General features: G+C 73.9%; 22 protein-coding genes and 1 pseudogene. 6 read left to right on the forward strand and 17 right to left on the reverse strand.

Annotated features, from left to right (window positions below; genetic code table 11):
- Window positions 1–88: 88 nt before the first annotated feature.
- Window positions 89–1,606, forward strand: coding sequence for a polyprenol phosphomannose-dependent alpha 1,6 mannosyltransferase MptB (gene mptB / locus V6U77_RS25290; protein ID WP_442934508.1), 1,518 nt, complete (start codon window positions 89–91; stop codon window positions 1,604–1,606).
- A 247-nt stretch (window positions 1,607–1,853) separates the two neighbouring features.
- Complete coding sequence (locus tag V6U77_RS25295; protein WP_334609191.1) at window positions 1,854–2,603, forward strand: phosphotransferase; 750 nt, start codon at window positions 1,854–1,856, stop codon at window positions 2,601–2,603.
- 250 nt (window positions 2,604–2,853) lie between these two features.
- On the opposite strand, the gene V6U77_RS25300 is transcribed toward V6U77_RS25295, so the two are convergent.
- The 3 genes from V6U77_RS25300 to glnA all read right to left on the reverse strand — a co-directional run bounded on the left by V6U77_RS25300 (window position 2,854) and on the right by glnA (window position 5,748).
- Complete coding sequence (locus tag V6U77_RS25300) at window positions 2,854–3,864, reverse strand: hypothetical protein (protein WP_334609192.1); 1,011 nt, start codon at window positions 3,862–3,864, stop codon at window positions 2,854–2,856.
- Window positions 3,861–4,220, reverse strand: a complete 360-nt coding sequence (locus V6U77_RS25305) for a PadR family transcriptional regulator (RefSeq protein ID WP_334609193.1) — start codon at window positions 4,218–4,220, stop codon at window positions 3,861–3,863. The genes V6U77_RS25300 and V6U77_RS25305 overlap by 4 nt, the downstream gene beginning before the upstream one ends.
- Before the next feature lie 103 nt (window positions 4,221–4,323).
- The gene (gene glnA, locus V6U77_RS25310; protein WP_334609194.1) at window positions 4,324–5,748 is read right to left on the reverse strand and encodes a type I glutamate--ammonia ligase; all 1,425 of its coding nucleotides are present in this window, start codon (window positions 5,746–5,748) and stop codon (window positions 4,324–4,326) included.
- Between the two features lie 262 nt (window positions 5,749–6,010).
- Between glnA and V6U77_RS25315 the strand changes: the two genes are divergently transcribed.
- Window positions 6,011–6,412: an RDD family protein gene (locus tag V6U77_RS25315; protein ID WP_442934507.1), complete on the forward strand. Its 402-nt coding sequence runs from the start codon at window positions 6,011–6,013 to the stop codon at window positions 6,410–6,412.
- A 58-nt stretch (window positions 6,413–6,470) separates the two neighbouring features.
- Here the strand turns inward: V6U77_RS25315 and V6U77_RS25320 are convergent, their stop codons facing one another.
- The 3 genes from V6U77_RS25320 to lipA form a co-directional block, all read right to left on the reverse strand.
- Window positions 6,471–7,160 (reverse strand): DUF4191 domain-containing protein, encoded by a 690-nt coding sequence (locus V6U77_RS25320; RefSeq protein ID WP_334609195.1) that lies wholly within the window; start codon window positions 7,158–7,160, stop codon window positions 6,471–6,473.
- Between the two features lie 74 nt (window positions 7,161–7,234).
- A complete protein-coding gene (locus V6U77_RS25325; protein WP_334609196.1) occupies window positions 7,235–8,989 on the reverse strand; it encodes a hypothetical protein in 1,755 nt (584 codons plus the stop codon).
- Between the two features lie 67 nt (window positions 8,990–9,056).
- A complete protein-coding gene (gene lipA / locus V6U77_RS25330) occupies window positions 9,057–10,106 on the reverse strand; it encodes a lipoyl synthase (RefSeq protein WP_334609197.1) in 1,050 nt (349 codons plus the stop codon).
- A 409-nt stretch (window positions 10,107–10,515) separates the two neighbouring features.
- On the opposite strand from lipA, the gene aspS reads away from it, so the two are divergent.
- Entirely contained in the window at window positions 10,516–11,802 is a 1,287-nt protein-coding gene (gene aspS / locus V6U77_RS25335; protein ID WP_334609220.1) for an aspartate--tRNA(Asn) ligase, read from the forward strand.
- 129 nt (window positions 11,803–11,931) lie between these two features.
- Here the strand turns inward: aspS and V6U77_RS25340 are convergent, their stop codons facing one another.
- The 3 genes from V6U77_RS25340 to V6U77_RS25350 form a co-directional block, all read right to left on the reverse strand.
- Window positions 11,932–12,324 carry a VOC family protein gene (locus tag V6U77_RS25340; RefSeq protein ID WP_334609198.1) on the reverse strand — a complete coding sequence of 131 codons (393 nt, stop codon included), beginning with the start codon at window positions 12,322–12,324 and terminating at the stop codon, window positions 11,932–11,934.
- Window positions 12,325–12,327: 3 nt separating this feature from the next.
- Window positions 12,328–12,969: a lipoyl(octanoyl) transferase LipB gene (gene lipB, locus V6U77_RS25345; protein WP_334609199.1), complete on the reverse strand. Its 642-nt coding sequence runs from the start codon at window positions 12,967–12,969 to the stop codon at window positions 12,328–12,330.
- Between the two features lie 89 nt (window positions 12,970–13,058).
- Window positions 13,059–14,879 (reverse strand): DUF2079 domain-containing protein, encoded by a 1,821-nt coding sequence (locus tag V6U77_RS25350; RefSeq protein ID WP_334609200.1) that lies wholly within the window; start codon window positions 14,877–14,879, stop codon window positions 13,059–13,061.
- A 162-nt stretch (window positions 14,880–15,041) separates the two neighbouring features.
- Here V6U77_RS25350 and V6U77_RS25355 point away from each other — a divergent pair, with 162 nt between their 5' ends.
- On the forward strand, window positions 15,042–16,253 hold the full coding sequence (locus V6U77_RS25355) for an extracellular catalytic domain type 1 short-chain-length polyhydroxyalkanoate depolymerase (RefSeq protein ID WP_334609201.1): 1,212 nt from the start codon (window positions 15,042–15,044) through the stop codon (window positions 16,251–16,253).
- A gap of 74 nt (window positions 16,254–16,327) precedes the next feature.
- Here the strand turns inward: V6U77_RS25355 and V6U77_RS25360 are convergent, their stop codons facing one another.
- Both V6U77_RS25360 and V6U77_RS25365 read right to left on the reverse strand, forming a co-directional pair.
- A complete protein-coding gene (locus V6U77_RS25360; protein ID WP_334609202.1) occupies window positions 16,328–17,227 on the reverse strand; it encodes a TIGR01777 family oxidoreductase in 900 nt (299 codons plus the stop codon).
- Window positions 17,228–17,336: 109 nt separating this feature from the next.
- Window positions 17,337–17,852, reverse strand: a complete 516-nt coding sequence (locus V6U77_RS25365) for a M23 family metallopeptidase (protein ID WP_334609203.1) — start codon at window positions 17,850–17,852, stop codon at window positions 17,337–17,339.
- A gap of 496 nt (window positions 17,853–18,348) precedes the next feature.
- On the opposite strand from V6U77_RS25365, the pseudogene V6U77_RS25370 reads away from it, so the two are divergent.
- Window positions 18,349–18,479: pseudogene (locus V6U77_RS25370) on the forward strand (DUF397 domain-containing protein); the annotation flags it as partial.
- Window positions 18,480–18,899: 420 nt separating this feature from the next.
- Here the strand turns inward: V6U77_RS25370 and V6U77_RS25375 are convergent.
- From V6U77_RS25375 to sucB, 6 genes are all read right to left on the reverse strand, one after another.
- The gene (locus V6U77_RS25375; RefSeq protein WP_334609205.1) at window positions 18,900–19,820 is read right to left on the reverse strand and encodes an LLM class flavin-dependent oxidoreductase; all 921 of its coding nucleotides are present in this window, start codon (window positions 19,818–19,820) and stop codon (window positions 18,900–18,902) included.
- Window positions 19,821–19,887: 67 nt separating this feature from the next.
- Window positions 19,888–20,370, reverse strand: coding sequence for a hemerythrin domain-containing protein (locus tag V6U77_RS25380; RefSeq protein WP_334609206.1), 483 nt, complete (start codon window positions 20,368–20,370; stop codon window positions 19,888–19,890).
- 108 nt (window positions 20,371–20,478) lie between these two features.
- The gene (locus V6U77_RS25385; RefSeq protein WP_334609207.1) at window positions 20,479–20,895 is read right to left on the reverse strand and encodes a type II toxin-antitoxin system VapC family toxin; all 417 of its coding nucleotides are present in this window, start codon (window positions 20,893–20,895) and stop codon (window positions 20,479–20,481) included.
- Window positions 20,885–21,154, reverse strand: a complete 270-nt coding sequence (locus V6U77_RS25390) for a type II toxin-antitoxin system Phd/YefM family antitoxin (RefSeq protein WP_334609208.1) — start codon at window positions 21,152–21,154, stop codon at window positions 20,885–20,887. Before V6U77_RS25390 ends, V6U77_RS25385 begins: the two co-directional genes overlap by 11 nt.
- A 70-nt stretch (window positions 21,155–21,224) precedes the next feature.
- Window positions 21,225–22,556: a low temperature requirement protein A gene (locus V6U77_RS25395; protein WP_334609210.1), complete on the reverse strand. Its 1,332-nt coding sequence runs from the start codon at window positions 22,554–22,556 to the stop codon at window positions 21,225–21,227.
- Between the two features lie 197 nt (window positions 22,557–22,753).
- Entirely contained in the window at window positions 22,754–24,595 is a 1,842-nt protein-coding gene (sucB, locus tag V6U77_RS25400) for a 2-oxoglutarate dehydrogenase, E2 component, dihydrolipoamide succinyltransferase (RefSeq protein ID WP_334609211.1), read from the reverse strand.
- Between the last annotated feature and the right edge of the window lie 11 nt (window positions 24,596–24,606).

Here is a 24,606-nt window from a genome sequence, read left to right on the forward strand (position 1 = left end):
CACGGCTCCCGGCCCCCCGCCGCTCCCGCCCGGCACCCCGCCGCCCCGCCGCCCCCCGCCCCGCCGCCCGCCGCCGGGGCCTCAGTCGCTGCCGGGGCCTCCGCCGCCGCCTGGGGTGCGGTCGCCGTCATCCGGCGCCGCCCGGTCCGCCCGCTGGGCCGGGCTGGCCGGGGCGGTGCTGCTGACCGTCGCCGGCTGGCTCGGCGGCGCGCTGCCCCGGACCACCGCCGTGCCGGACCCCGGCGGCGGGCCGTGGACCGTCGCGCTGTGGCTGGGCGGCGCCGGGCTGATGGTCGGCGCCTGGTGGGCGCTGCGCGGCGGTGCGCCGTCGACGCGGTGGGCGTACCGGACGGCCGGGCTGTGGGCGCTGCCGCTGCTGGCCGCGCCGCCGCTGGGCAGCCGGGACGTCTACTCGTACGCCTGTCAGGGCTGGACGTACGCGCACGGCGCCGACCCGTACGCCACGGGGGTGGCCGGGGCCGGCTGCCCCTGGGTGGAGTCGGTCGCGCCGATCTGGCGGGACACGCCGGCGCCGTACGGGCCGGTCTTCGTGCTGCTCGCCGCGTTCGCCGTGACCCTCGGCGGTGGTCTTGTGGGCGCGATCGTGGCGTTCCGGTTGCTCGCGGTCGCCGGGGTGCTGCTGGCGGCCGGATGTCTGCCGGGGCTGGCCCGGGCCGCCGGCGTGCCCACCCGCCGGGCGGTGTGGCTGGCGCTGGCCTGCCCGCTGCTCGGGGTGCACCTGGTGGCCGGCGCGCACAACGACGCGGTGATGCTCGGCCTGCTCCTGTCGGGTCTGCTCGTGGTGGTCCGCCGGCCCGGCAGGGCGGGGTCGCTGCTGCTGGCCGGGGCGCTGCTCGGGCTGGCGGTGACCGTGAAGGCGACCGCCGTGGTGGTGCTCCCGTTCGCGGCGCTGGCGGCGGTGCCCGGCCGCCACACCGTCCGGGCGCTGTTGCGCGACGGCGGCTGGCTGGCCGGCGGGGCGCTCGGCGCGGTGGCGGTCAGCTCGCTGCTGTCCGGCCTCGGCCTCGGCTGGGTGGGCGGGCTGACCCGCAGCGGCGACTCCGAGCAGTGGACCTCCCCGCCCACGGCGGTCGGCTTCGTCGTCGACTACGCGGGCGGGCTCCTCGGCCGGGAGCCGGGTGCCGTGCCGGCCACCCGCGCGGCGGGCGTGCTGCTGCTCGCCGTGGCGGTGGTGACGCTGTGGTGGCGGGCCTGGTCGGGGCTGCGCCGACCTCACCAACGCCGCCCCGGTCCTGGCCGTCCCCTGGATGGCGTCCGGCAGAGGGCGGCCCGCACGGACGCCGCCCGACCCCGGGTCGCGCTGCTCGGGGCGGGGCTGGCGCTGGCCGCCACGGTCGTGCTGGCTCCGGTGTTCCATCCCTGGTACGCCACCTGGCCGCTGGCGCTGCTCGCCGTCGCCGCGAGACGGACCACCTGGTTCGTGGCGCCCTGCGCGGCGGCGGCCTTCCTCACCCTGCCCGACGGCACCAACCTGGCCCGGCTCACCAAGGCCCCGGGCGCGCTGGCGATGACCGCGCTGGCGGTCGGGCTGGCGGCGTGGGGACTGCTCCGGCTGCGCCGCACCGGTGCCGCGCGTCCGGGCTGAGGAGCCCGCTCCGGCCTGCGGGGCCGGAGCAGGCGGTGGCGGGGCCGTGCGGCCCCGCCCCTGCCGGGCGGGTCCGTGCGCGCGTTCCGGCCGGTGGGGCCGTGCGGCGTGCCTCGGCCGGTGGGGCCGAGCCGCGCGCTTCGGCTGGTGGGGCTGAGCCGCGCGCTTCGGCTGGTGGGGCCGAGCCGCGTGCTTCGGCCGATGGGGTCGTGCCGCGTGCCTCGGCCGGTGGGTCCATGATCGTGGGGTGAGCGCAGCCGAGGAACCGCTGCCGGGCAACGCCACCGTCGGCGTGGTGCGCGTCGGCGACACCGTGCGCCGCCCGGTCGGCCCCTGGACCGACGCGGTGGACGCCCTGCTGGCACACCTGCACGCGGTGGGATTCTCCGGGGCTCCCCGACCGCTGGGCCGGGACGCGCGGGGCCGGCAGGTGCTGGAGTACGTCCCCGGCGAGGTCGGCGCGGTGGCGGGCACGTACCCGGTGGAGGACCTGTTCGCGATCGGCCGGATGCTGGCGGAGCTGCACGAGGCGCTGGCCGGGTTCGTCCCGCCGGTCGGGGCGGCGTGGCAGCGGCTCATCCCGCCGGACCGCGAGGAACTCGTCTGCCACAACGACGTGGCCCCCTGGAACCTGATCAGGGCGGACCGGGGCTGGGTGCTGATCGACTGGGACGGCGCCGCGCCGGGCTCCCGGCTCTGGGATGTCGCGTACGCCGCGCAGAGCATGGCGGGCCTGCGCCCGGACCGGCCGGTGGCCGAGTCGGCGACCCGGCTGCGCGCCTTCGCCGACGGCTACCGCCTCGACGAGGCGTCCCGCCCGGCCCTGGCCGCTCTGCTGGGTCGCCGCGCCCGGGCCATGTACGACCTGCTGCGCGAGGGCGCGGAGCAGGGGCGCGAGCCGTGGGCCCGGATCTGGACCGAGGACGGCCCGTACTGGCTGGGCACCGCCGAGCATCTCGACGCCCACGTCGACGCATGGGAGGCCGCCCTGCGCTGACCGCCCCGCCGCCGCGCGAGCGGCCCTCGCGGCGAGCGCCGGTCCGCGCCACCACCCACCGCCGCGCCACCACCCACCGCCGCGCCACCACCCACCGTCGCGGCTCCGCCACGCACCGGTGCCCCGTCGTGTTCCGGTGCCCGCCGTGCGCCGTCGCGATCGGCCGGGGCGGGTGGAACGCCATGGGTGTCAAAACCCGCTGGTGACACCCATGGCGTTCCACCGACCGGGCGGGTACCGCCGCCGCGGTCTACGGGACCCGCTCGGCGGTGCGTCCGCAGGTCGGGCAGCGGTCGCCGGATCGGACCGGGTCGGGGCCGCGCAGGCGCTTTCGCAGGGCGATCGTCAGCGGCAGCAGTGCGGGGCCGGCCAGGCCGACCGCGACGGCCGTCGCGGCGAGCGCGTCCCATCCCGCGTTGGGCGCGCCGCGCATGTTGCCGTCGAGCGCGCCGGCCAGCGGCTGAAGGAAGAGCAGCCCGAGCGGGGTCAGCAGGACCAGCAGCGCCCAACCGCCCCGGTGGTCGGCTCGCAGGGCGAGCCCCGTGCCGAGCAGCAGCACCACCACGAGCAGCGTCACGGCGGCGCCGGGCAGGATCCCGCTCGCCGTCCACCCGTGGTAGCTGACGTAGGAGTCGTAGCGGGGCAGCAGGTTGACACTCGTGAGGCCGGCGGCGGCGACCGCGAGCAGGGGCGCCGCCCGGACCGGCGTGGGTGGCCGCTCCGGGAGGCCGAGTGCGACCAACCCCAGCCCGATCTGCGGCAGCAGCACGAACAGGGGCGGGCGGGGCAGGTCGGCGAGGGCGGCGACCGGCACGACCGCCAGCGTGAGCAGCAGGGCGAGGGCCACGGCGCGGCGGGTCCACCGGCCCGGTGCCGCCGCGTGCACCGCCGCGGCGAGCAGCCAGGCGGCCCACACGCCGATCCCGAGCGAGACGAACGGTCCGGCGTGCGGCACGCCCCATTGCGCCATCGGTGGGTGCAGTTCCAGCCCCGACCAGGCCCCCGCCAGCGCGGTCGCGGTGAGGAAGGCGAGGACGGCGGCGAGGCGTACGCCCGGGATCAGGTCGGCGGCCCCGGCGGCCCGCAGCCGCTGGCGCAGGCCGCCGCGCAGCAGGTCCGCGGCGTCCGCGGGCGAGGGCCAGCGCCGCCCCGGGCCGGCGAGGTCGAGGTACGTGCCGACGATCTCCGCGCCGCGCGCCCGGCGGTACTCGGCCGGGTACGCGCGCAGCAGGCGGTGGTAGCGCCGCTCCAGCTCGTTCACGCCAACCCCCCGGCGGTACGCGGCGCGAGCGGCCGGGTCGCGCGGGCGCGCAGCCGGGCGGTGGCCGCCTCGACGTTGCGGCGCATGCGCTCGGTCTCGGCGGTCAGCGTGGCGTCGCCGACGGGGGAGAGGCGGTAGTAGCGACGCAGCCGGCCGTCCACCACCTCCTCGCGGTCGACCTCCACCAGGTCGGCGTCGACCAGCCGGTCGAGCGCGCCGTAGAGGGTGCCCGGCCGCAGCGACACGCGCCCGTCGGAGAGGGCGGTGACCTCGCGGATGAGGCCGTAGCCGTGCATCGGCTGGCCGGCCAGCGCGGTGAGGATCAGGAAGGTGGGTTCGCGCAGCGGAGTGTCCACGCACGCAATATAACGGACGCGAAGGTATGCCGGTGGCCGTTACGCGGTCGGGCCGGCCCCGCGAGTCGCGGAGCCGGCCCGACCGGTGCTGGTGGGGCGTGCGTCAGCAGTCGAAGTACATGGCGAACTCGTGCGGAGTCGGGCGCAGGCGCACCGGGTCGACCTCGTTGGTGCGCTTCCACTCGATCCAGGTGGAGATCAGGTCGGGCGTGAAGACGCCGCCGTCGAGCAGGTAGTCGTGGTCGGCCTCCAGGCTGTCGAGCACGGCCGACAGCGAGCCCGGCACCTGCTTGACGTCGCCCCACTCCTCCGGCGGCAGGTCGTAGAGGTCCTTGTCGATCGGCGCCGGCGGCTCGATCTTGCTCTTGATGCCGTCGAGGCCGGCCATCATCATCGCCGAGAAGGCCAGGTAGACGTTGGCCGACGGGTCCGGCACGCGGAACTCGACCCGCTTGGCCTTCGGGTTGTTGCCGGTGACCGGGATGCGGGTGCAGGCGGAGCGGTTGCGCTGCGAGTAGACCAGGTTGACCGGCGCCTCGAAGCCCGGCACCAGGCGACGGTACGAGTTGACCGTCGGGTTGGTGAAGGCCAGCAGCGACGGGGCGTGGTGCAGCAGGCCGCCGATGTACCAGCGGGCCATGTCGGACAGGCCGGCGTAGCCGGTCTCGTCGTAGAACAGCGGCTCGCCGTTCAGCCACAGGCTCTGGTGCGTGTGCATGCCGGAGCCGTTGTCGCCGAAGAGCGGCTTCGGCATGAACGTCGCGGTCTTGCCGTTGGCCCAGGTCTCGTTCTTCACGATGTACTTGAAGAGCTGGAGCTGGTCCGCGGCGTGCAGCAGCGTCGAGAACCGGTAGTTGATCTCGGACTGGCCGGCGGTGCCGACCTCGTGGTGCGAGCGCTCCACGGTGAAGCCGCTGTCGACGAGCCGGCGCACGATGCTGTCACGCAGGTCGGCGAGGTGGTCGACCGGCGGCACCGGGAAGTAGCCACCCTTGTACGCGGTCTTGTAGCCGCGGTTGCCGCCCGGCTCCTCGCGGCCGGTGTTCCAGGCGCCCTCGATCGAGTCGATGTAGTAGAACGACTGGTGCGCCGAGGTCTCGTGGCGGATGGAGTCGAAGATGTAGAACTCCGCCTCCGCGCCGAAGTACGCGGTGTCGGCGATGCCGCTGGCGGCCAGGTATGCCTCGGCCTTCTTCGCCACGTTGCGCGGGTCGCGGCTGTAGGCCTCGCGGGTGAACGGGTCGTGGATGAAGAAGTTGAGCGCGAGGGTCTTCTGCGCCCGGAAGGGGTCGATGAAGGCGGTGGCGACGTCCGGGAGCAGGAGCATGTCCGACTCGTGGATCGCCTGGAAACCGCGGATCGACGAACCGTCGAAGGCCAGGCCCTCGGTGAAGAAGGCGTCGTCGACCGACTCGACCGGCAGGTTGAAGTGCTGCATCACGCCGGGCAGGTCACAGAAACGTACGTCGACGAACCGCACGTCCTCGTTCTTGAGGTATCGCAGGAGTTCCTCGGGATTGGCGAACACACGTCCTCCTGGCACGTCCACGGGTGGCTAGGCTCCTGGCGACGCTATGGCCGCGCGGTTGCCCGGCCATGTCTTGAGTGTTTCTGCCGTGTTACGTCCCTCGCGGAGCGTCATCCGCGCCGCTCGGGCGGGCCGGACCGCGCGGCGGGACGCCATCGGCTGTGCCATTCTATTGATACTTGCTCGCTTTCGCCCTTTTTCGGCGTTCCGTGCGGACGACCGTCCCCGATCCGTCCATCGCACCTGGATACCCTTGACCGTTGTGACCAACCCGCATGATCGCCCCGTACCGCCCGCGTCGGATCCCGCCTTCACGCCGCCCAGCCTGGGCCGCCGGTTCGGCGCACTGGTGATCGACTGGGTGCTTTGCCTCCTGGCCGCCCGGGGCTTCGCCGACCCGGTCCGCGACGGGTGGGCGCCCGTGCTGGTGCTGATCGTCGAGTACGGCTTCTTCCTCGGGTTCTTCGCGCAGACGCCCGGCATGTTCATCACGAAGCTCCGCTGCGTCTCCTGGGCCGACGGCGGCCGCATCGGGGTGCTGCGGGCCCTGCTGCGCGGTCTGCTGCTCGCCCTGGTCGTGCCGGCCCTGCTGATGGACAACCACCGCCGCGGACTGCACGACCGCCTCGCGGGCTCCGTCGTCACCGACGCCCCCCGACCCTGAGACGCGCCAGGAGCCGGGCCCTTCGTGCGGGCCCGGCTCCTGGCGTACGCGTCGCGGGTCAGCGACCGCGCGTCTGGCGGAACGCGCCGCGCGCGGGTCGCATGTTCTTCGGGATCGCGCCCTTGGGCATCTGCGGGCGGGCCGTGAGCGCCTTGAGCCGCTTGTCCAGCGAGTTGACGTCCTTGCCGCTGAGGTTGCGCGGCAGCCGCATCAGCGTCATCCGCAGCTTGCGGATCGGCAGCTCGCCCTCCTCCTGGCCGATCACGTAGTCGAAGAGCGGGGCGGAGCCGATCACCTTCGCCAGCCGCCGCTTCTCCTGGCCGAGCAGGCCGCGCACCCGCTGCGGGTTGCCCTCCGCCAGCAGGATCACCCCCGGCCGGCCGATGACCAGGTGGACCATGTCCATCTGCGTGGTGGAGCTGACCGCCGGGGTGACCCGCCAGTCGCCGCGCATGCTCTCCATGATCTGGGCCGCCGCGCCGGGCTGCCCCTCGGCGGCGTTCATCATCGCCCGGTTGGACCGCAGGTTGAGCACGATCAGCAGGCAGAGCAGGGCGAACAGGATGCCCAGCGGCAGCCACAGCCAGCCCCAGAGCAGGACCGCGACCACGGTGAGCGCGAGCGGGATCAGCACCGCGCCGGCGGCCAACGGCGCGAACCACCGGTCCTGCTTGGCGGTGAACTTGAACACCATCCCGATCTGCTTCAGCCGCTGGCCGAACGAGACCTTCTCCTGGGGCTTTGCCATACCGCAGAGTCTAGTGGTCGCCGCACGTCGCGATGTCCGCGGCCGGGTGGGGCGCCCCGGGGCCGCCGCGCCGGTCAGTGGCGGGGCAGGTAGACCCGCCAGCCGGGGACGGTGACCAGGTCGAGCGCGGCCGGATCGGCGCGCCGGCGCTCGTCCAGGCGGGCGGCCAGCGGCGAGTCGGCCGGCGCGACCCAGGCCGGCGCCCGCGAGTCCCGCACCGCCCGGCGGTACGGCAGGTACCGGTCGTGCCCCGGGCGCAGTTCGTCGTCGACGACCGCGCAGCGCACGTCCTCGCGGGTGGCGAAGGTGAGCCGGTTGCAGGTCCAGTAGCCGCCGTACACGTGCCGGACGCCCCGCTGGCGCAGCGCGGCGACCAGTTCGGCGTGCCGGGCCTCCTCGGCGCGGGCGGCCGAAGCGGCGTCGAGCGCACCGGCGGTGGCCACGGCGGCGGTGCCCAGCGTCGCGGCGAGCACCACGGCCGCCGCGACCCGCGTCGGGCCCCGCCACCGGACACCCGCCCCGGCGCCACCGAGCGTCCGTGCGACGCCCGCCGCGCCCGTCCCCGCGCCCGCCGCGCCCGTGTCCGTCCCCGCGCCCGTAGCGCCCGTCCCCGTAGCGGCCGTGCGGCGGGCGGCCGACCAGAGCGGCCAGAGCAGGGCCGGAACGGAGACGAGCAGGCAGGACAGGTACCGGGAGCTCTCCACCGGCGTACGCCCCGCGGCGCTGCTGGCCGCGTAGAGGGCGAGCGTCGCGACGGCGCCCGCCACGAGCGCGAGCCGGACCGCCCCGCCCACCGGCGCCGTCGTCACGATGGATCCTGGACAGTTGCCGTCGGCTCTGAACGGCAACTGTCCAAGATCTCCGACGGGTGGGCGCAGCGCGCGCCAGGCCGAGAGGGCGGCCGCCGCCAGCAGCAGGGGCAGGGCGATCGACCACCAGAGCTGGGCGGGGGAGCAGTGGCCGGGGGAGCAGAACCCCATCCCCAGCGAGGGACCGAGCACCAGCCCCCCGTGCAGCCGGTCCGCCCAGCCGGCGGTTTGCCCGGCACCGCCGGCGGCGAGCACCGCCGCGATCGGGTTGCGCCCCGCCGCCAGGCTGTGCGCCAGCAGCGGCCCGGCCCCGAGGAGCGCGGCGGCGCCGAGCAGCGCCCCGGCCCGGCCGCGCAGCTCCCGCCAGCCGTACGCGAGCAGCACCGCGCCGGTCGCCGCCACGTACGGCAGCACCAGCGGGTCCACCCAGGCCATCAGCCCGGCCAGGAAGCCCCAGGCCGCCCAGCGTGGCAGCCGGCGTCGAGGCCGGCCGACCGCCAGGTCGTACGACAGCACGGCGAGCGCCACCCCGGCCGCGTTCATCTCCGGGTACCCGCCCCCGGCGATGAGCTGGTTCTTCACCACCCGGTCGGAGCCCAGCGCCAGCAGTGCCACGACGAGCAGGGCGAACCAGCGGTCCCCGGTCAACCGCAGCGTCAGCCGCCAGGCGAGCACGACGAAGACCGCGTACAGGGCGAGGGTGGGCAGGCGCAGCGCGAGCGTCGACGGGCCGGCCAGCGCGAACACCGGCGCGGCCAGGTACGCCTCCAGCGCCCCCATGTACGTCTGGCCGTAGAACCAGACGGGGGACTCCTGGCCGCGGGAGATGTGCAGCGCGGCCAGCCCCATCGTGGCCTCGTCGCTGTTGGTCGGGGGCGCGTCGTGCAGCAGCAGGCCGAGGCGGTAGCCGGTCCCGGCCACGACGGCGAGCACGGTCAGGACCGTCGGCAGCACGGGCCACCGGGCCGGCGGGAGCGCGGGACGCGCGTCGCGCCACCGCTGGCGTACCCCGGCCGTCATGAGTCGATCATGACACCTGGCCGCCGGCCCGCGGTCGAGCGGCGCGCTGGCGCGTCGCCCCGGTGAATCAGCCGGCGGTGACCGGGGCGCCCTCGCGGGCCTCGAGCGCCTGCCGGTAGAGCCGCCCGGCCCGGTACGACGAGCGCACCAGCGGCCCGCTCATCACGCCGGCGAAGCCGATCTCCTCGGCCTCCTCGCGCAGCTCGACGAACTCCTCCGGCTTGACCCAGCGGGTGACCGGGTGGTGCCGGGGGGTGGGGCGCAGGTACTGCGTGATGGTGATCAGCTCGCACCCGGCGTCGTGCAGGTCGCGCAGCGCCTGGGAGACCTCGGCGCGCTCCTCGCCCATGCCCAGGATCAGGTTGGACTTGGTGACCAGCCCGTCGGCGCGGGCCTGCCGGATCACGTCCAGCGACCGCTCGTAGCGGAAGGCCGGCCGGATCCGCTTGAAGATCCGCGGCACGGTCTCCACGTTGTGCGCGAGCACCTCCGGCCGGGCGCCGAAGACCTCGGCGAGCTGCTCGGGGACCGCGTTGAAGTCGGGGATCAGCAGCTCGACGCCGCAGCCGGGCTGCAGCGCGTGGATCTGCCGGACGGTCTCGGCGTAGAGCCAGGCGCCGCCGTCGGGCAGGTCGTCGCGGGCCACGCCGGTGATGGTCGCGTAGCGCAGGCCCATCGAGACCACCGACTCGGCGACGCGGCGCGGCTCGTCGGCGTCGAACTCGGCCGGCTTGCCGGTGTCGATCTGGCAGAAGTCGCAGCGCCGGGTGCACTGGTCGCCGCCGATGAGGAAGGTGGCCTCCCGGTCCTCCCAGCACTCGTAGATGTTGGGGCAGCCGGCCTCCTGGCAGACGGTGTGCAGCCCCTCGCGCGAGACGAGCCCGCGCAGCTGGGTGTACTCCGGCCCCATCTTGGCCTTGACCTTGATCCACGGCGGTTTGCGCTCGATCGGCGTCTCGGCGTTGCGCGCCTCGATCCGCAGGAGGCGCCGCCCCTCGGGGGCGGGCGTCGTCGTGCGCGCTGCCTGGCCGGTCGTCGGCGCGGAGTGCTCGATCGTCACAAAACCGAGCCTACGCCCGACGGCCGCCGTCGATGTAGCTCGGGCGACCGGCGTCACCCCGCCAGTCCTGTGACGCCGGACACCGGGGCCAGGAAAAACCCGTCACAGGAGCCTCGGTGGGCTGCTAGCGTGCCCGGCAGAGCTGTGACGGAGCCGAGTAGCGCCCCGGGCCGCCAGTTGAAGAGAGCCGCCGGTTGCTGCGAGGCGGTCTGGCCCCGGCGCGCGAAGACCCTCCCGAGCTGCGGGAAGAACGGCATGTGGCGGAAGGTCCCTTCCCGGCACGGCCCAGTAGAGCCCGCCCGGCTGGCCCCGGTGAAAAGGCGACGAAACGAGGCCCCCGTCAGCGGGGGCGAAGGTGTGGTGGCACCGCGAGGTTTCCCGCTCGCCCACACCTGACGGGGCTGAGGCGATGCTTCGCCGCCCCGCGGCGGCGCAGGCGTTGCGATCGATCGAGGAGCAGCCCGCCGTGCAACGCATCCTTTCCACCCAGCTCTCCGCCCATGTCGGCGTGCCCGTCCGGATCGCCGGCTGGGTGCACCGCCGCCGGCTGCTCAAGTCGGTGGCCTTCCTGATCGTCCGGGACGCCGCCGGCCTCGCCCAGGTGGTGGTCACCGACGAGGCCGTCCGCGCCGAGGTGGAGGCACTCACCGAGGAGACGGTCGTCGAGGTCACCGGCACGGTGGTCGCGAACCCGACCGCGCCCGCCGGGGTCGAGCTGACCGCGCCGACGGTACGACCGCTCGGCCCGCCCGCCGTGCCGCCGCCGTTCGACCTGTACCGGCCGGCGCTCACCGCGAGCCTGCCCACCCAGCTCGACCACGCGCCCGTCGCGCTGCGCCACCCGACCCGCGCGGCGGCGCTGCGCGTCTCGGCGGCGGCGGTGGCCGGGTTCCGGGCCACGCTCGACGCCCGCGACTTCGTGGAGATCCACACGCCGAAGGTGGTCGGCTCCTCCACCGAGAGCGGGGCGAACGTCTTCGCGCTGGACTGGTTCGGCCGGCCCGCGTACCTGGCGCAGTCGCCGCAGTTCTACAAGCAGCTCATGGTCGGTGTCTTCGAGCGCGTCTACGAGGTGGGGCCGGTGTTCCGGGCCGAGCCGCACGACACCGTACGGCACCTGGCGCAGTACACCTCGCTCGACGCCGAGCTGGGCTTCGTCGCCGACCACCGGGACGTGATGACCGTCCTGCGGCACACCGTGGCCGGCATGCTCGACGCGGTACGCGGGCGGTCCGGCGGCGCGCTCGCCACGCTCGGCGTCGAGGCCCCGGACGTGCCGGCCGAGATCCCCGCCGTGCACTTCACCGAGGCGTTGCGGATCGCCGGGGCGCCCGCCGACGAGCCGGACCTCGCCCCGGCGCACGAGCGGGCGCTGGGCGAGTGGGCGCGGCGGGAGCACGGCTCGGAGTTCCTCTTCGTCACCGGCTACCCGATGGCGAAGCGCCCCTTCTACACCCATCCGGACCCGGCGCGGCCCGCGTACTCCAACGGGTTCGACCTGCTCTTCCGGGGACTGGAGCTGGTGACGGGCGGGCAGCGGCTGCACCGGCACGCCGACTACCTGGCGGCGCTCGCCGCCCGGGGCGAACCGGTCGAGCCGTACGCCGGCTACGTCGACGCGTTCCGGCACGGGATGCCGCCGCACGGCGGCTTCGCCATCGGCCTGGAACGCTTCGTGGCCCGGCTCACCGGCGCGACCAACGTCCGGGAGGTGACGGCCTTCCCCCGCGACCTCCACCGCCTGACCCCCTGACGCCGGGGGCTCAGGCGGCGATCATGAGGTTGGCGGCGCTTACGGAGATCGACTTCGCCGTCAACCTCATGATCGACAGCGGGAGCCGCCGGGGGCGGGCGGGGTGGGGGGTGAAGGGTGGGGCGGGGGTCAGGGTGGGCCGAGGAGGTCCCAGAGGTTGCCGGCGATGTCGCGGAAGACGGCGACCCGGCCGTACGGCTCGGTGCGCGGCGGCTTCACGAACTCGACGCCCGCCTCGACCATCCGCCGGTGGGTGGCGTCGAAGTCGTCGACCTGGAGGAAGAAACCGACCCGTCCGGCGACCTGGTCGCCGACCGATCGAGCCTGCCGGTCGCCGTCGGCGCGGGCCAGCAGCAGCCCGGTCTGCGCGCCGGGCGGGCGGACGACGACCCAGCGCTTCGGCCGGCCGTCGTTGGTCAGCGACGGGGAGTCCTCGACCAGGTCGAAACCGAGCACCCCGGTGAAGAAGGCGATGGCCGGGTCGTACTCGGCCACGACGACGGTGACCAGGTCGATCCGCACCGGTCAGGTCGTGACGAGGGTGGGCAGGTGGCGCTCGACGACCGGTAGGACGTCGGCGACGGTGACCGGGCGGCCCAGTTCGGCGGTGAGCGAGGTGACCCCGGCGTCGCGGATGCCGCAGGGCACGATCCGGTCGAAGTGCCCCAGGTCGCAGTCGCAGTTGATCGAGAAGCCATGCAGGGTCACCCCGCGGGCGACCCGGATGCCGATGGCCGCCACCTTGCGGGCCGGGCCCCGGTCGTCCTCGGGCACCCAGACCCCGCTGCGCCCCTCGACCCGGCCGGCGGTCAGCCCGAACTCGGCGCAGACGTCGATGAGCAACTGCTCGGTGCGGCGGACGTAGGCGACCACGTCGACCGGGTCGGGCAGCCGCACGATGGGATAGCCGACCAACTGCCCCGGCCCGTGCCAGGTGATCTTGCCGCCCCGGTCCACGTCGACGACCGGCGTGCCGTCCATCGGACGGTCCCAGGGCTCCGTGCGCTTGCCGGCGGTGTAGACGCTCGGGTGCTCCAGCAGCAGCACGGTGTCGCCGCGCTCGCCGGCCACCACCGACTCGTGCAGCCGGCGCTGCTCGTCCCAGGCGGCCTGGTAGTCGAGGACACCGGCGCGGACGGCCGTGAGGCCGGGGGTCGTCGTGGTCACGCCGCCAAGCCTAGACCCGTACCGGCCGGTCACCATCGGTGACGCGGCTCACGGGAGGACCCGGCGGCGGGGCGCCCGGGCGGCCCTGCTCAGCCCTGCGGGACCCGCCACAGCCACACGTCGTCCACCCGCTCGGGCGGGCCGAGCAGCGCGGTGACGGTACGCCGGATCGCCTCCTCGTCGACCGGCCACTTCGCCCCGTGCACCTCGTCGGCCAGCACGATCGTCTCGATCCGCCAGTGCCGCAGGTCGGCGCGGACCTCCTCGATGCTGCCCTCGGTGATGATCGGCACCAGCCCGGTCCGGCCGGCCTGGTCCACCAGCGCGCCGAACGGGCGCGGCGGCGGGCCGATGCGCCCGCGGCCGTCCGGGCCGCCGGGGCCGAGGAAGAAGCCGGAGGGGATGGCGAACTCGCCCTGCCGGTGCGCCAGCGCGTACGCCTGCCAGCGCTGGCCGTCGGGATAGACGTCGAGGGTCAGCGGCACCGGGGTCAGCACGCCGCCGGGGGAGACGTGCTCCCGCCACGTCCCGGCGGTGATGAAGCGCGGGATCGGCTCGCGTTCGATGGTCAGCAGCGGGGTCGGCACCAGCGGCAGCAGCGCCAGCGCGAACCCCGCCCGCCAGGCCAGCCGCGTCCGGCGGTGCCGGGGCGGGTCGGCCCGGAACTGGTCGACGGCGTACGCGAGCAGCACCCCGATCACCGGCGCCACGACCAGCGCCAGCCGGGCGGGCAGGGCGGCGTTCACCACGGGCAGGTGCCCGAGCAGGTCGAACGGCATCGGCAGGTCCGTACGACGCCCGTCGACCTTCGCCACCGGCCCGAACGACAGCACGGTGAACACCACGGCGGTCACGCCCAGCGCCCAGAGCGTCGCCCGTCGCCCGGCGTCGGCCCGCCGCCACAGCGCCACGAAGCAGGCGACGGCGAGCAGCAGCAGCGGGATGCCGAAGAACGAGTTCTCCTCGGTCGGGTTGGGCGCCAGCCGGGTGCCCAGCCCCGCCTCCCCGGCGATCGAGCGGCGCGGGTACGCCGCGTACGCGGCCACGTCCTCGGAGTGGATGACCGCGTCGAAGCCGGTGCCGTGGAAGCGCTGCGGCCCGGCGAAGTGCAGCCACAGCGGGTACGCCAGCAGCACCCCCGCGACGACGGCGGTCACCCCGAGGCCGCGCAGGAAGGTCGGCAGCACCGCGCGTGCCTCGGCGCGGTGGGCCGGGTGCAGCGCCCACACGGCGACGAACCCCCCGAGCGCCAGCGCGGTGAAGAAGAGCCCCTCGGCGGCGATGGAGAAGGCGACGGCCACCAGCAGGCCGAGGATCGCGCCGTCGCGCAGCGGGTGCCGGGAGCGGCGCAGCGCGAAGGTCCGCCAGACCAGCAGCGGCACCAGCCAACCGGCCGTCCAGTTCAGGTGGGCGTTGGCGTGCGAGACCATGCCGGGGGAGAAGCCGACGAACAGCCCGCCGACGGCGGCGGCGAGCGGGCTGCGGACCAGGTGCCGGGAGAGCAGCCAGTACCAGGCGAGCGCCGTGGCGGCCAGGTTGAGGGTGAGGATCACCAGGAACGTGGCGGGCGGCCCGATCAGGTACGTCAGCGGCGCGAAGACCACCGCGTACACGGTGATCGAGGTGTTGACCGCGAGGTTCACCCCGTCGGGGACGTTGACCAGATAGGTGAAGAGCGGGTTGTCGCCATGGGTCACGGCGTGGCCGCCGAAGGCCAGCAGCCATTCGAAGAGCGCCTGGTCGCTGGAGTTGACCGTGATGGCGCGGGCGTTCGGGTCCCGCCACAGCCCGCTGGTCACCCACACGGCCAGCGCCAGCGCGACCAGCGTCACGATCAGGTCGGCCTGCCGGTGGCGGACGACGCGGGGCGACGAGGCCGGCGAAGGCGCCAGGGACGGGGAGGTCGGCACGCAGCGGACGTTACCAACCGCACCGGGGCACGCCGGTCAGGACGCACATCCTCCGGACGCGGAATGTGTGACCGTGCCCCATGTCACACCTTCGACATATCGACGTAACGTCGCGGCAATTCGCGGGTGACCCAGTTCACACCCCGTCCCGAGGAGGCCCCCGTGCGCCGCTCCCCGTCCCTGCTCGCCCGGCTGACCGGCGTGGTCGCCGGGATGGTCCTCGCCGCCGCCGCGGTGACGACCGTCGCCGCCCCCGCCCAGGCCGCCACCCTGACCCAGGTCACCAACTTCGGCTCCAACCCCGGCAACCTCGCCATGTACGCGTACCGGCCGGACAACCTGCCGGCGGGGGCCCCGGCCGTCGTGCTGCTGCACGGCTGCACCCAGAACGCCGCCGGCTACTTCGCCAACTCGGGCTGGTGGAAGTTCGCCGACCAGTGGAAGTTCGCCCTCATCGTGCCGCAGCAGTCCAGCGCCAACCAGCCGCTGAGCTGCTTCAACTGGTTCGTCGAGCAGGACATCGCCCGGGGCTCCGGCGAGGCGCTGTCGATCAGGCAGATGGTCGAGCACGCCAGGAACAACTACGGCACCGACGCCCGCCGGGTGTTCGTCAGCGGGCTCTCCGCCGGCGGGGGGATGAGCGCGGTCATGCTGGCCACCTATCCGGACGTCTTCGCCGCCGGCTCGGTCGTCGCCGGCCTGCCGTACCGCTGCTCGCCGCCCGCCTCCACCAGCACCTGCCAGTACAGCGGGGTGGACAAGACCCCGCAGGAGTGGGGGAACCTGGTCCGGGCCGCGTACCCCGGGTACACCGGCCCGCGCCCCCGCGTCGCCATCTGGCACGGCACCTCGGACCCCACCGTCGTACCGGCCAACGCCGTCGAGCTGCGCGACCAGTGGACCAACGTCCGGGGCGTCTCGCAGACCCCCACCAGCACCGCGTCGCTGCCCGCCAACACCAGCCTGGAGGTGTACGGCAGCAACGACGTCCGCCTCTACCGGGTCTCCGGCATGGGCCACGGCACCCCGGTCGACCCGGGCCCGGCAGCCGACCAGTGCGGCACCGCCGGGGCGTACCTGCTGGACACCATCTGCTCGGCGTACCACGACGCGGTCTTCTTCGGCCTGAACGGTGGAACGGGCCCCAGCCCCACCCCGACGGCGAGCCCCACCGCCTCCCCGACCGCGAGCCCGACCACGGCGCCGACCTGCGTGACGGCCACCAACTACGCGCACGTCGCCGCCGGCCGTGCCTACCAGTCCGGCGGGTACGCCTACGCCAACGGCTCGAACCAGCGGATGGGCCTCTACAACACCTTCTACACCAGCACCCTCAAGCAGACCGGCCCCAACCACTGGGTGATCGGCTGCTGATCCCGCCCTGCCCCGCCCTGCCCCGCCGTGGCCGGACGTCCCGTCGGGCGTCCGGCCACGCGCGACCCGGGCCGTCACTCGGTGAGGGCGGCGCGCAGGGCGGCGGCCAGGTCGGGGTGGCGGTAGGTGAAGCTGGCCCCGGTGAGCACGCCCGGAAGGACGCGGGTGCTGGTCAGCGCCTCGTGCGCGAAGCCGCCGAGCACCACCTTCAACGCCAGCGCCGGGATCGGGACGATGGCCGGGCGGCGCAGTTGCCGGGCCAGTTCCCGGGTGAACTCGGCGTTGGTCACCGGGGCCGGCCCGACCAGGTTGACCGGCCCCACCAGGTCGTCGCGGTCCAGCAGGAACCGTGTGGCGTCCAGCCAGTCCGCCATGGAGATCCACGGCAGCCACTGCCGGCCGCTGCCGAGCCGCCCGGCGATGCCCAGCCGGAACGGCAGCAGCTGCGGCTTGAGCAGCCCGCCGTCGCGGTGCAGCGGCAGCCCGATGCGCAGCCGCACGACGCGTACGCCCGCGTCCTCGGCCGGCCGGGTCGCGGCCTCCCAGACCCGGCAGACGTCGGCCAGGAAGCCCTCGCCCGCCGGGGCGTCCTCCTCGACCGTCCGGTCGCCGGTGTTGCCGTACCAGCCGACCGCCGAGGAGTTCAACAGCGCCCGGGGCCGGTCGGCCTCCGGCAGGCCGGCGATGGTGATCGCCAGCGTGCTGGTGGTGTCGACCCGGCTGGAGCGGATCAGCTGCCGGTACTCGTCGTTCCAGCGCTTGTCGCCCACGCCCGCGCCGGCCAGGTTGACCACCGCGTCGGCCTCCGCCACGACCGCAGGGTCGAGCTGCGCGGCGGACGGGTTCCACCGCCGCTCGTCCGGGGTGCGTGGCGGCCGGCGGACCAGCCGGGTGACCTGGTGCCCGTCCGTCGTGAGCCGGTCGACCAGCCGGGTGCCGAGGAAGCCGGACGCGCCGGCCATGAGGATCCGCATGCTCCCATCTTCGGACACGGACGGCCGATCGGATGCGCTGAGGCGGTCGCCCACTCCACCGGGCGCGACCGCCGACCGGACGGCCGGCGGCGCGCCGCGTCCGGGTGGATCAGCAGCCGGCGGTACGCGTGTAGTTGCGCGTCCCGAAGTAGAGAGCCAGGTTGCCGCTGAAGCGCACCTTGATGTCGCTGCCGTTGAGGCGCTGCTCGTAGTGCAGGTGCGAGCCGGAGGAGCCGCCGCTGGTGCCCACGTACCCGATGGTGGTGCTGTAGCCGACGGACTGGCCGACCGAGACGTTGAACCCGCTGAGGTGGGCGTAGTAGGTGGTGTACCCGTTGCCGTGGTTGATCCGCACGTACCGGCCGTAGCTGGTGTCACCGAGGTTGGCGACCACGTCCACCGTGCCCGGGGCGCTGGCCTTGACCGGATCGCCGTGGTCGTTGGCCCGGTTGAAGTCGATCGCGTACTGCGGGCTGTGGCCGGTGCGGGTCTCGCCGGACCAGGTCTGGTTGCACGGGAACGGCGTGCGGAACGACGGCGCGGCGGCGGCGGGCGACGCCGGCGCCAGGAACGCGGCGGTGGCCAGCAGGGCGACGCTGAGAACACTCGTCAGACGGGTACGCATCCGAACCTCCACGGTCATAACCTTCGATCTATTCGCCGGATGATGTCAGAAAGTTCCGACGATCGGAAGGCTCGAATGTTGTCGATGCGCCAGCACCTGGGCGGCTACACGACCTCATGGGCCGGCGCGGCGGTGGCGCGTACGGACCGACCACCGTGTGGATGAGGTGCGGCTGGTTCTTCGTGGGACTCCGCCCGACGAGGAACTCGTCGAGCGAATCCACGGCGGCACCGGCGCCCCTCTCGGTCAGCATCCGTTTCAGCTCCGCCAGGTCTGCGGGGGCCGGAACCGTTGGGTGACCTGACGGCTCTGCGGCGCCAGTTCGACGACTGGCCCATCGGCGGGCTGAAGGAGCTGGTCGTGGTGAGACCCGACGGTACGTTCCAACAGATCATCCGGCACGACTGACAGGGGCAGACATCACGGTGGAGACGCATCCGGGGCGAGGCTCTTGCCCGTGGAGGTTCCCTGGACCTGCCAGGGAAGCGGCAGCATCATGGACCTGACTGGCGCGCGATGGCGCAAGAGCACGAAGAGCGGCAACAATCAGGGCGACTGCGTCGAGGTCGCCGATAACCTCCCTGGCGTTGTCGGCGTACGGGACTCAAGGACCATGCCGGTCCGGCGTAGGTCTTCACGCCGGCTGCCTGGCGGACGTTCGTCGCTCGGGTCTCCGAGCACAGCTGACCGACCCTAGGCACATTCATTCCACCTCCTGAAACTCCGAGCAGCAGCTTAGGCATGGGACAGCACAGCCGGGTCTGGTGACGCTCAATGCCCAGGGGTCGGCACGAGCGCTAGTAGCGCGCTGCGGCGTGTTTCAGAAGTGGCGGGGCTGGTCGCAGTCCCTGGCCGCGTCTGGACGACGGAAGAGGTGGAAGGCGTGCAGCTGATGAACCACTGCGGCCGCAAGGGCTGATACCTGTGTGACATAAAGATACCTGCATGGTATCGAGACGAATCAGAAACACCGCCGGTCATCGAGGTCCGACGCAGCCAGCTCGATGGCACTCTAATCATCGGATCTGCGCGTCAATGCTGGCTGTGTCACGTTGTGGCTAGGCGGGCCAGCACCGGCGTGAGGGGGTCGAGCGCGTCCTCGCGTACGACGAAGCGGGTGACGCCCCAGCGGCGCCGGTGCGCGGCGACCGCCGCGACGATCTCGTCCTCGGTGCCGATCAGCACGAACGGCGTCGCGAGCAGCTCGGCGACGCTCAGGCCGATCCGCTCGGCGGTCGGCGCGGCGGCAGCCTCGGCGTCGTCGGTGACGACGACGTGCTGCACGAGCGCCTCCAGCACCGGCGGCTCGGCCCGCCCTTCCGCCCCGGCCGCGACGCAGTCCAGCTGCTTCTCGATGTCGGCCTCGCGCCAACGCACCTTGTGCGCGTGGCCGTCGGGAAGGGTGCGGCCGAGCCCGGACAGCCCGACCACGTCGGCGTGCGCGCCGGCCCAGCGCAGCATCGCGGAGTTCGCCGTGCCGAGGGTGAACGGGATCCGCCGCTGCACCGGGCGCGGGGTCTCCAGCCGTGCCCCCCGCACGACCAGGTCGGGGGAGTCGACAGTGACCTCCTCGCCGTCGAGCAGGGCGCGGGCGGCCTGGGCGACGGCCAGGCAGCGGCGTACCCGACCGGCGACGTCGGGGCGCTCCCGCCCGATCGCGCGCCACTCGGCCGGGGTGTGCCCGGCGCCGAGGCCGAAGCGGGCCCGCCCGCCGGAGAGCAGGTCGAGGGAGGCCACGTCGGAGGCGAGCAGCATCGGCTCGCGAACGCCTGCATTCGAGACGTACGAGCCGAGGCCGATCCGCTCGGTCACCGCCGCGGCGGCGGCCAGGGCGACGAACGGTGACGCGGCCGACCCGGGGTGGTCGGCGGTGGACAGGGCGTCGAAGCCGGCCGCCTCGACCCGCCGGGCCAGCTCCAGCCAGCTCGGGCCGTCGGACGGGGTCGCCTGGAGGGTGAAGGTCGCCATGGGCTCACCCTGCCGGGCCCGGACCGACCCGCCAAGCCCGACGGGGGCGATTCTGCTACCGGCAGACCTACCCGTCCTGCGCTGGCGGGAGGGGCACCCCGAGGAGCCCCTCGGTGCTGCCCTCGGTCAGCCCGTTGAGCGCGCGCACGAGCTTCTTCTCCTCGTAGAGGAAGTGCGTCTCGAGCAGCGCGGCGAGAGTGTCCAGCTCGGCCCGCACCTCGTCGGGCGGCGCGGCCCCACCGAGCAGTTCCTCGACCCGGCGCAGGGCCTCGGCCACGATGTCGTGGTCGGCCTCCAGCTCGCGCAGCACCGGGGCCAGCTCGGGCGCCCGCTCGGCCAGCACCCGGAACGCCCCGGCGTCCTCGCCGGTGTGGTGCCGGGTCAGCGCCGCGCAGAACGCCAGGCAGTGGGCCCGCAGGTCCCTCGGCCGTACGCCGGGGTCACCCACCCCCTCGCGCAGGCGGGCCAGCTCCTCGCGGAGCCAGAGGTGGATCTCGACCAGTTGGTTGCCGAAGGCCCGCAGGCGCTCGTGCGGCGTGACGGGGGGCATGTGCGTCCCATGCTGTCCCGCGCCTCCATGCCCTCGGCGGTCTGCTTGCCGGGTGCACCGCGACGCTGCGGCCAGCCTACGACAGCGGGCGCGGCGACACGTGCCCGGTCAGGGCCGTCGGACCGGCCGGACGGAGACCAACTCCTCCAGCCCGACGAAGTCGGTCGGGTTGGTGGTGTAGAGCGACAGTCCGTTCGCGTACGCGATGGAGGCGATCATCAGATCCGCCAGCCGACGGCGGGTGGTGCGTCCCGTGGCCAGGACCGCACTGGTGACCAGGCCGAAGGCCCGCGCTGCCTCGGCGTCGAAGGGCAGCGGCTCGAACACGGCCTCGGCATGCTGGAGGACGCTGGTCCGCCGGGCCCGCTCGGCGCGGTCGTCGGTGTGGTGTGGGCCGGCGGAGAGCTCCGCGAGCGTCACGGCGCTGATCACCATCTGCTCGGGCAGGTCCTCCGGGCCGAGGGCGCCGAGATGGATCACGACGTTCGTGTCGATCAGGCCACGGACCGGCGCGTCACCACTCACGGCTGAAAGGGTCCTGCTCGACCGACGAATCGATGTCCGCGCGGAACCTCTCGCCGTCGAGTGCGGGGGCCGTCGCGAAGGTGGCGAGCACCTCCGCCCGGGGGACGAACGTGCGCCGGCGGAGCGGGATGAGTTTTCCGACGGGGGTGCCGTTGCGCGTGATGACGAAGGACTCGCCGGACTCGACGTGTCGCATGATCGCGCCCGAGTCGTTGCGCAACTCCCGCTGCGTTATCTCCCGGTGAGCGTGCTCTGCCACGACACGATCCTAGTTCAGGGTGCTACGAAGTGCTACGCACCTGACGAGGGGTGTGCTCCGGTGTCACCTGTCAGGTCGACGGCTCGTCCGGGGTGGGCTCGCGCCAGCGGGCGCGCCAGGCGGCCTCGTGCGCCTCGTGGGTGCTCTTCTCCTCGAAGACCATCTCGCGCAGGGCACGCCGGGAGTCCGCCATGACCACCGCCTCGACGGCCACCAGCCCGACGCAGATCGCGGTGAGCAGGGCGAGGGCCGCCAGCCCGGGCAGTCGTTGGCCGACCGGCACGGTGGCGGCCAACAGGAGCACGGCGCCGACCCTGGTCCACGAGACGGTGCGCAGGGTGCGCCACTGGAACAGCATGTTCGCGCTCAGATAGCAGGCGACTCCGCCGAACAGCAGCAGGACGCCGGGGCCGTGCGTGGGATCCGCCACCGGCACCTCGGGGTCGGCGACCTGGTGCACGATCTCCTCGGCACCGAGGGCGAACAGGATGATGCCGGCGATCATCGGCAGGTGGATGTAGGCGTACGCGTCGCGGGCCATCGAGACCCTGGGTCGGCCCTCGGACGCGTGCAGGGCGATCCGCGCGGCCGGGGCGATCACGTCGTAGTGCGCCCACCACAGCGCGGCCGTGAAGAAGATGCCGAGCACCGCCGCGGCGACCGACGGCCACGTCGGAGGCTGGCCGAGCAGGTTGCTGCCGACGCCGACGGAGATGACGGACTCGCCCAGGGCGATGATCAGGATGAGGTCGTACCGCTCGGTCCAGTGCTCGGCGGAGGTCACCGTCCAGCCCCAGGCCCCCGCGACCAGGCCCATGCCGTACTGGAGCAGCACGACACTGACCCAGAGCCCGTCGCGCAGCAGCGCCGCCCGGTCGGGGTCCTCGATCTGCGGCGGGATCAGCGCGGCGGCCATGAGCAGCAGGGTGCTGACCGCCATCTCCGGGGAGTACTTCAGCAGCAGCCGGCGCTCCCCGGGCTTCTCCCGCGCCACGTGCCAGTACAGCGACAGGTGCACGCCACGGATCACCACGTAGCTCAGCGCGACCACCATCGGGCCGGCGGCCACGTCGGTGGCGTCGCTGAAGGCCTGGGGGAGCGACAGCGCGAAGCAGAACAGCGCGGCCATGCCGACGACCATGAGCACCGGAACGAAGCCCTCGCCGAGCCGTACGCGGGTGGCGACCACGCAGTGGACGACCCAGCACCACCAGAGCACGGCGAGCACGAGCATGGCGTGTGCGAGCTGCCAGCCGGAGATGTGGGCGGCGGTGGCCCGGGTGATGATGAAGAACGAGAAGACGAAGACCAGGTCGAAGAAGACCTCGAACCGGTCGACCCGGGCGCCGGGGGCGATCGAGACGGCCGGTCCCAGCCGCTCGCGCCACCGGATGCCACCCACCCCATCCACTCTGGCAGTGCCCTGTCGCCACCGGGCCGGAATCAGGTCACCCCCGGCGGCGGACCGGCCTGCGGCCGGTGGACCAGGCGGCGGGCGGGTCGAACGCCGGGGTCGGACGGACGCCCCGGTCGGGCGGGCGGACGGCGAGGGGCGCCCCGGTCGGTGACCGGGGCGCCCCTCGTGCCGTCAGGCGGGAACTACAGGCCGAGCTCGGCCTCGAAGTTGCCGGCCTCCAGCCGCTCCTTGACCGCGACCAGGAAACGGGCGGCGTCCGCGCCGTCGATCAGCCGGTGGTCGTACGACAGGGCCAGGTAGACCATCGACCGGACGGCGACGACCTCGCCCAGCTCCGGGTCGTTGACCACGACCGGACGCTTCACCACGGCACCCGTGCCGAGCATCGCCGACTGCGGCGACGGCACGATCGGGGTGTCGAAGAGGGCGCCCCGGCTGCCGGTGTTGGTCAGCGTGAAGGTCGCCCCGGCGATCTCGTCCGGGCTGATCTTGTTGGTCCGGGTCCGCTCGGCCAGGTCGGCGATCCGCTTGGCGATGCCGCCCAGGTTCAAGTCACCGGCACCGTGGATCACCGGCACCATGAGACCCCGCTCGGTGTCCACGGCGATGCCGAGGTTCTCCGAGTCCGGGTAGGTGATCGTGCCGGCGTCGAGGTCCATGCTGGCGTTGACGATCGGGTAGGTCTGCAGTGCCTCGACCGCCGCGAGGGCGAAGAACGGCAGGAACGACAGCTTCACGCCGTGCCGCTGCTGGAACGACTCCTTGGCCTGCGCCCGCAGCTTGGCGACCCTGGTGACGTCCACCTCGACCACCGTGGTCAGCTGCGCCATCTCGTGCAGCGACTGCTGCATCCGCTTGGCGATCGTCGCCCGGATCCGGGGGAGCTTCTCGGTCGTGCCGCGCTTGGCGCTCGGCTGCGGCTTGGCGGCCGGCTTGGCCGGGGCCGCCGCCGCGGCGGGCTGCTGCGCCGGGGCCGGCGCGGCCTTGGCGGCCTTCGCCTTCTCCGCCGCCTCCAGCACGTCCTGCTTGCGGATCCGGCCACCGACGCCGGTGCCGTTGACCGAGGAGAGGTCCACGCCGTGCTCGCCGGCGAGCTTGCGCACCAGCGGGGTCACGTAGCCGGCGGTCTCCTCGCCGCCACCCTGGGGGGCGGGCGCCGACGGGCGCTGCGTGGCGGGGGCCGACGGCATGGCCTTCCGCTCGGCCTGCGCGGGCTGCGCCGAGGTCTCGGCCTCCGCCGACGGCTCGTTGTACGACATGCCCGGGGTCGGCTCCTCGACCTTGGGCTCCGGCTTGGGCTCGGCCTTCGGCTCGGGCTTGGCCTCGGCCTTCGGCTCCGCCTTGGGCTCGGCCTTCGGCTCGGGCTCCGGCTTCGCCTCGGTCGCGGCACCGCCGGCGGCACCGATCACGGCCAGGTCGGCGCCGACCGCGGCGGTCTCGTCCTCGGGGACCTTGATCTCCAGGACCGTGCCGGCCACCGGCGACGGAATCTCGGTGTCGACCTTGTCGGTCGAGACCTCCAGCAGCGGCTCGTCCACCTCGACGGTGTCGCCGACCTGCTTGAGCCAGCGGGTGACCGTACCCTCGGTGACGCTCTCGCCCAGGGCCGGCATCTTGACCGGGGTGCCCTCGCCCGACGACGCCGGGGCCGCCTGCGCCTGCTCCGCCTGCGGCTCCTCGACGGCCGGCTGCTCCGCCTCGGCCTGCGGCTCCTCGGCTGCCTCCTCGGCCTGCTCGGCCGGCTCCTCCTGCTGCCCGGCGGCCTCGTCGCCGCCGGCGGACTCGCCCTCGCCCGCGATCACGGCCAGCTCGCTGCCGACCTCGGCGGTCTCGTCCTCGCCGACCACGATCCGGCTCAGCACGCCCGCCGCCGGGGACGGGATCTCGGTGTCGACCTTGTCGGTCGACACCTCGAGCAGGGGCTCGTCGACCTCGACGGTGTCGCCCTCCTGCTTGAGCCAGCGCGTGACGGTGCCCTCGGTGACGCTCTCACCGAGCCGGGGCATGGTGACCGATACCGGCATCTTCAAAGACT

The organism is Micromonospora sp. CPCC 205546 (assembly GCF_036902715.1).
GTDB lineage: Bacteria > Actinomycetota > Actinomycetes > Mycobacteriales > Micromonosporaceae > Micromonospora.

Coding starts and splice junctions, on each gene's coding strand:
- V6U77_RS25380 (WP_334609206.1), bottom strand. CDS start 20,370: ATGCCCCCCGTCACGCCGCACGAGCGCCTGCGGGCCTTCGGCAACCAA.
- V6U77_RS25325 (WP_334609196.1), bottom strand. CDS start 8,989: ATGACGGCCGGGGTACGCCAGCGGTGGCGCGACGCGCGTCCCGCGCTC.
- V6U77_RS25365 (WP_334609203.1), bottom strand. CDS start 17,852: ATGCGTACCCGTCTGACGAGTGTTCTCAGCGTCGCCCTGCTGGCCACC.
- sucB (WP_334609211.1), bottom strand. CDS start 24,595: ATGCCGGTATCGGTCACCATGCCCCGGCTCGGTGAGAGCGTCACCGAG.
- V6U77_RS25375 (WP_334609205.1), bottom strand. CDS start 19,820: ATGGCGACCTTCACCCTCCAGGCGACCCCGTCCGACGGCCCGAGCTGG.
- V6U77_RS25320 (WP_334609195.1), bottom strand. CDS start 7,160: ATGGCAAAGCCCCAGGAGAAGGTCTCGTTCGGCCAGCGGCTGAAGCAG.
- V6U77_RS25360 (WP_334609202.1), bottom strand. CDS start 17,227: ATGCGGATCCTCATGGCCGGCGCGTCCGGCTTCCTCGGCACCCGGCTG.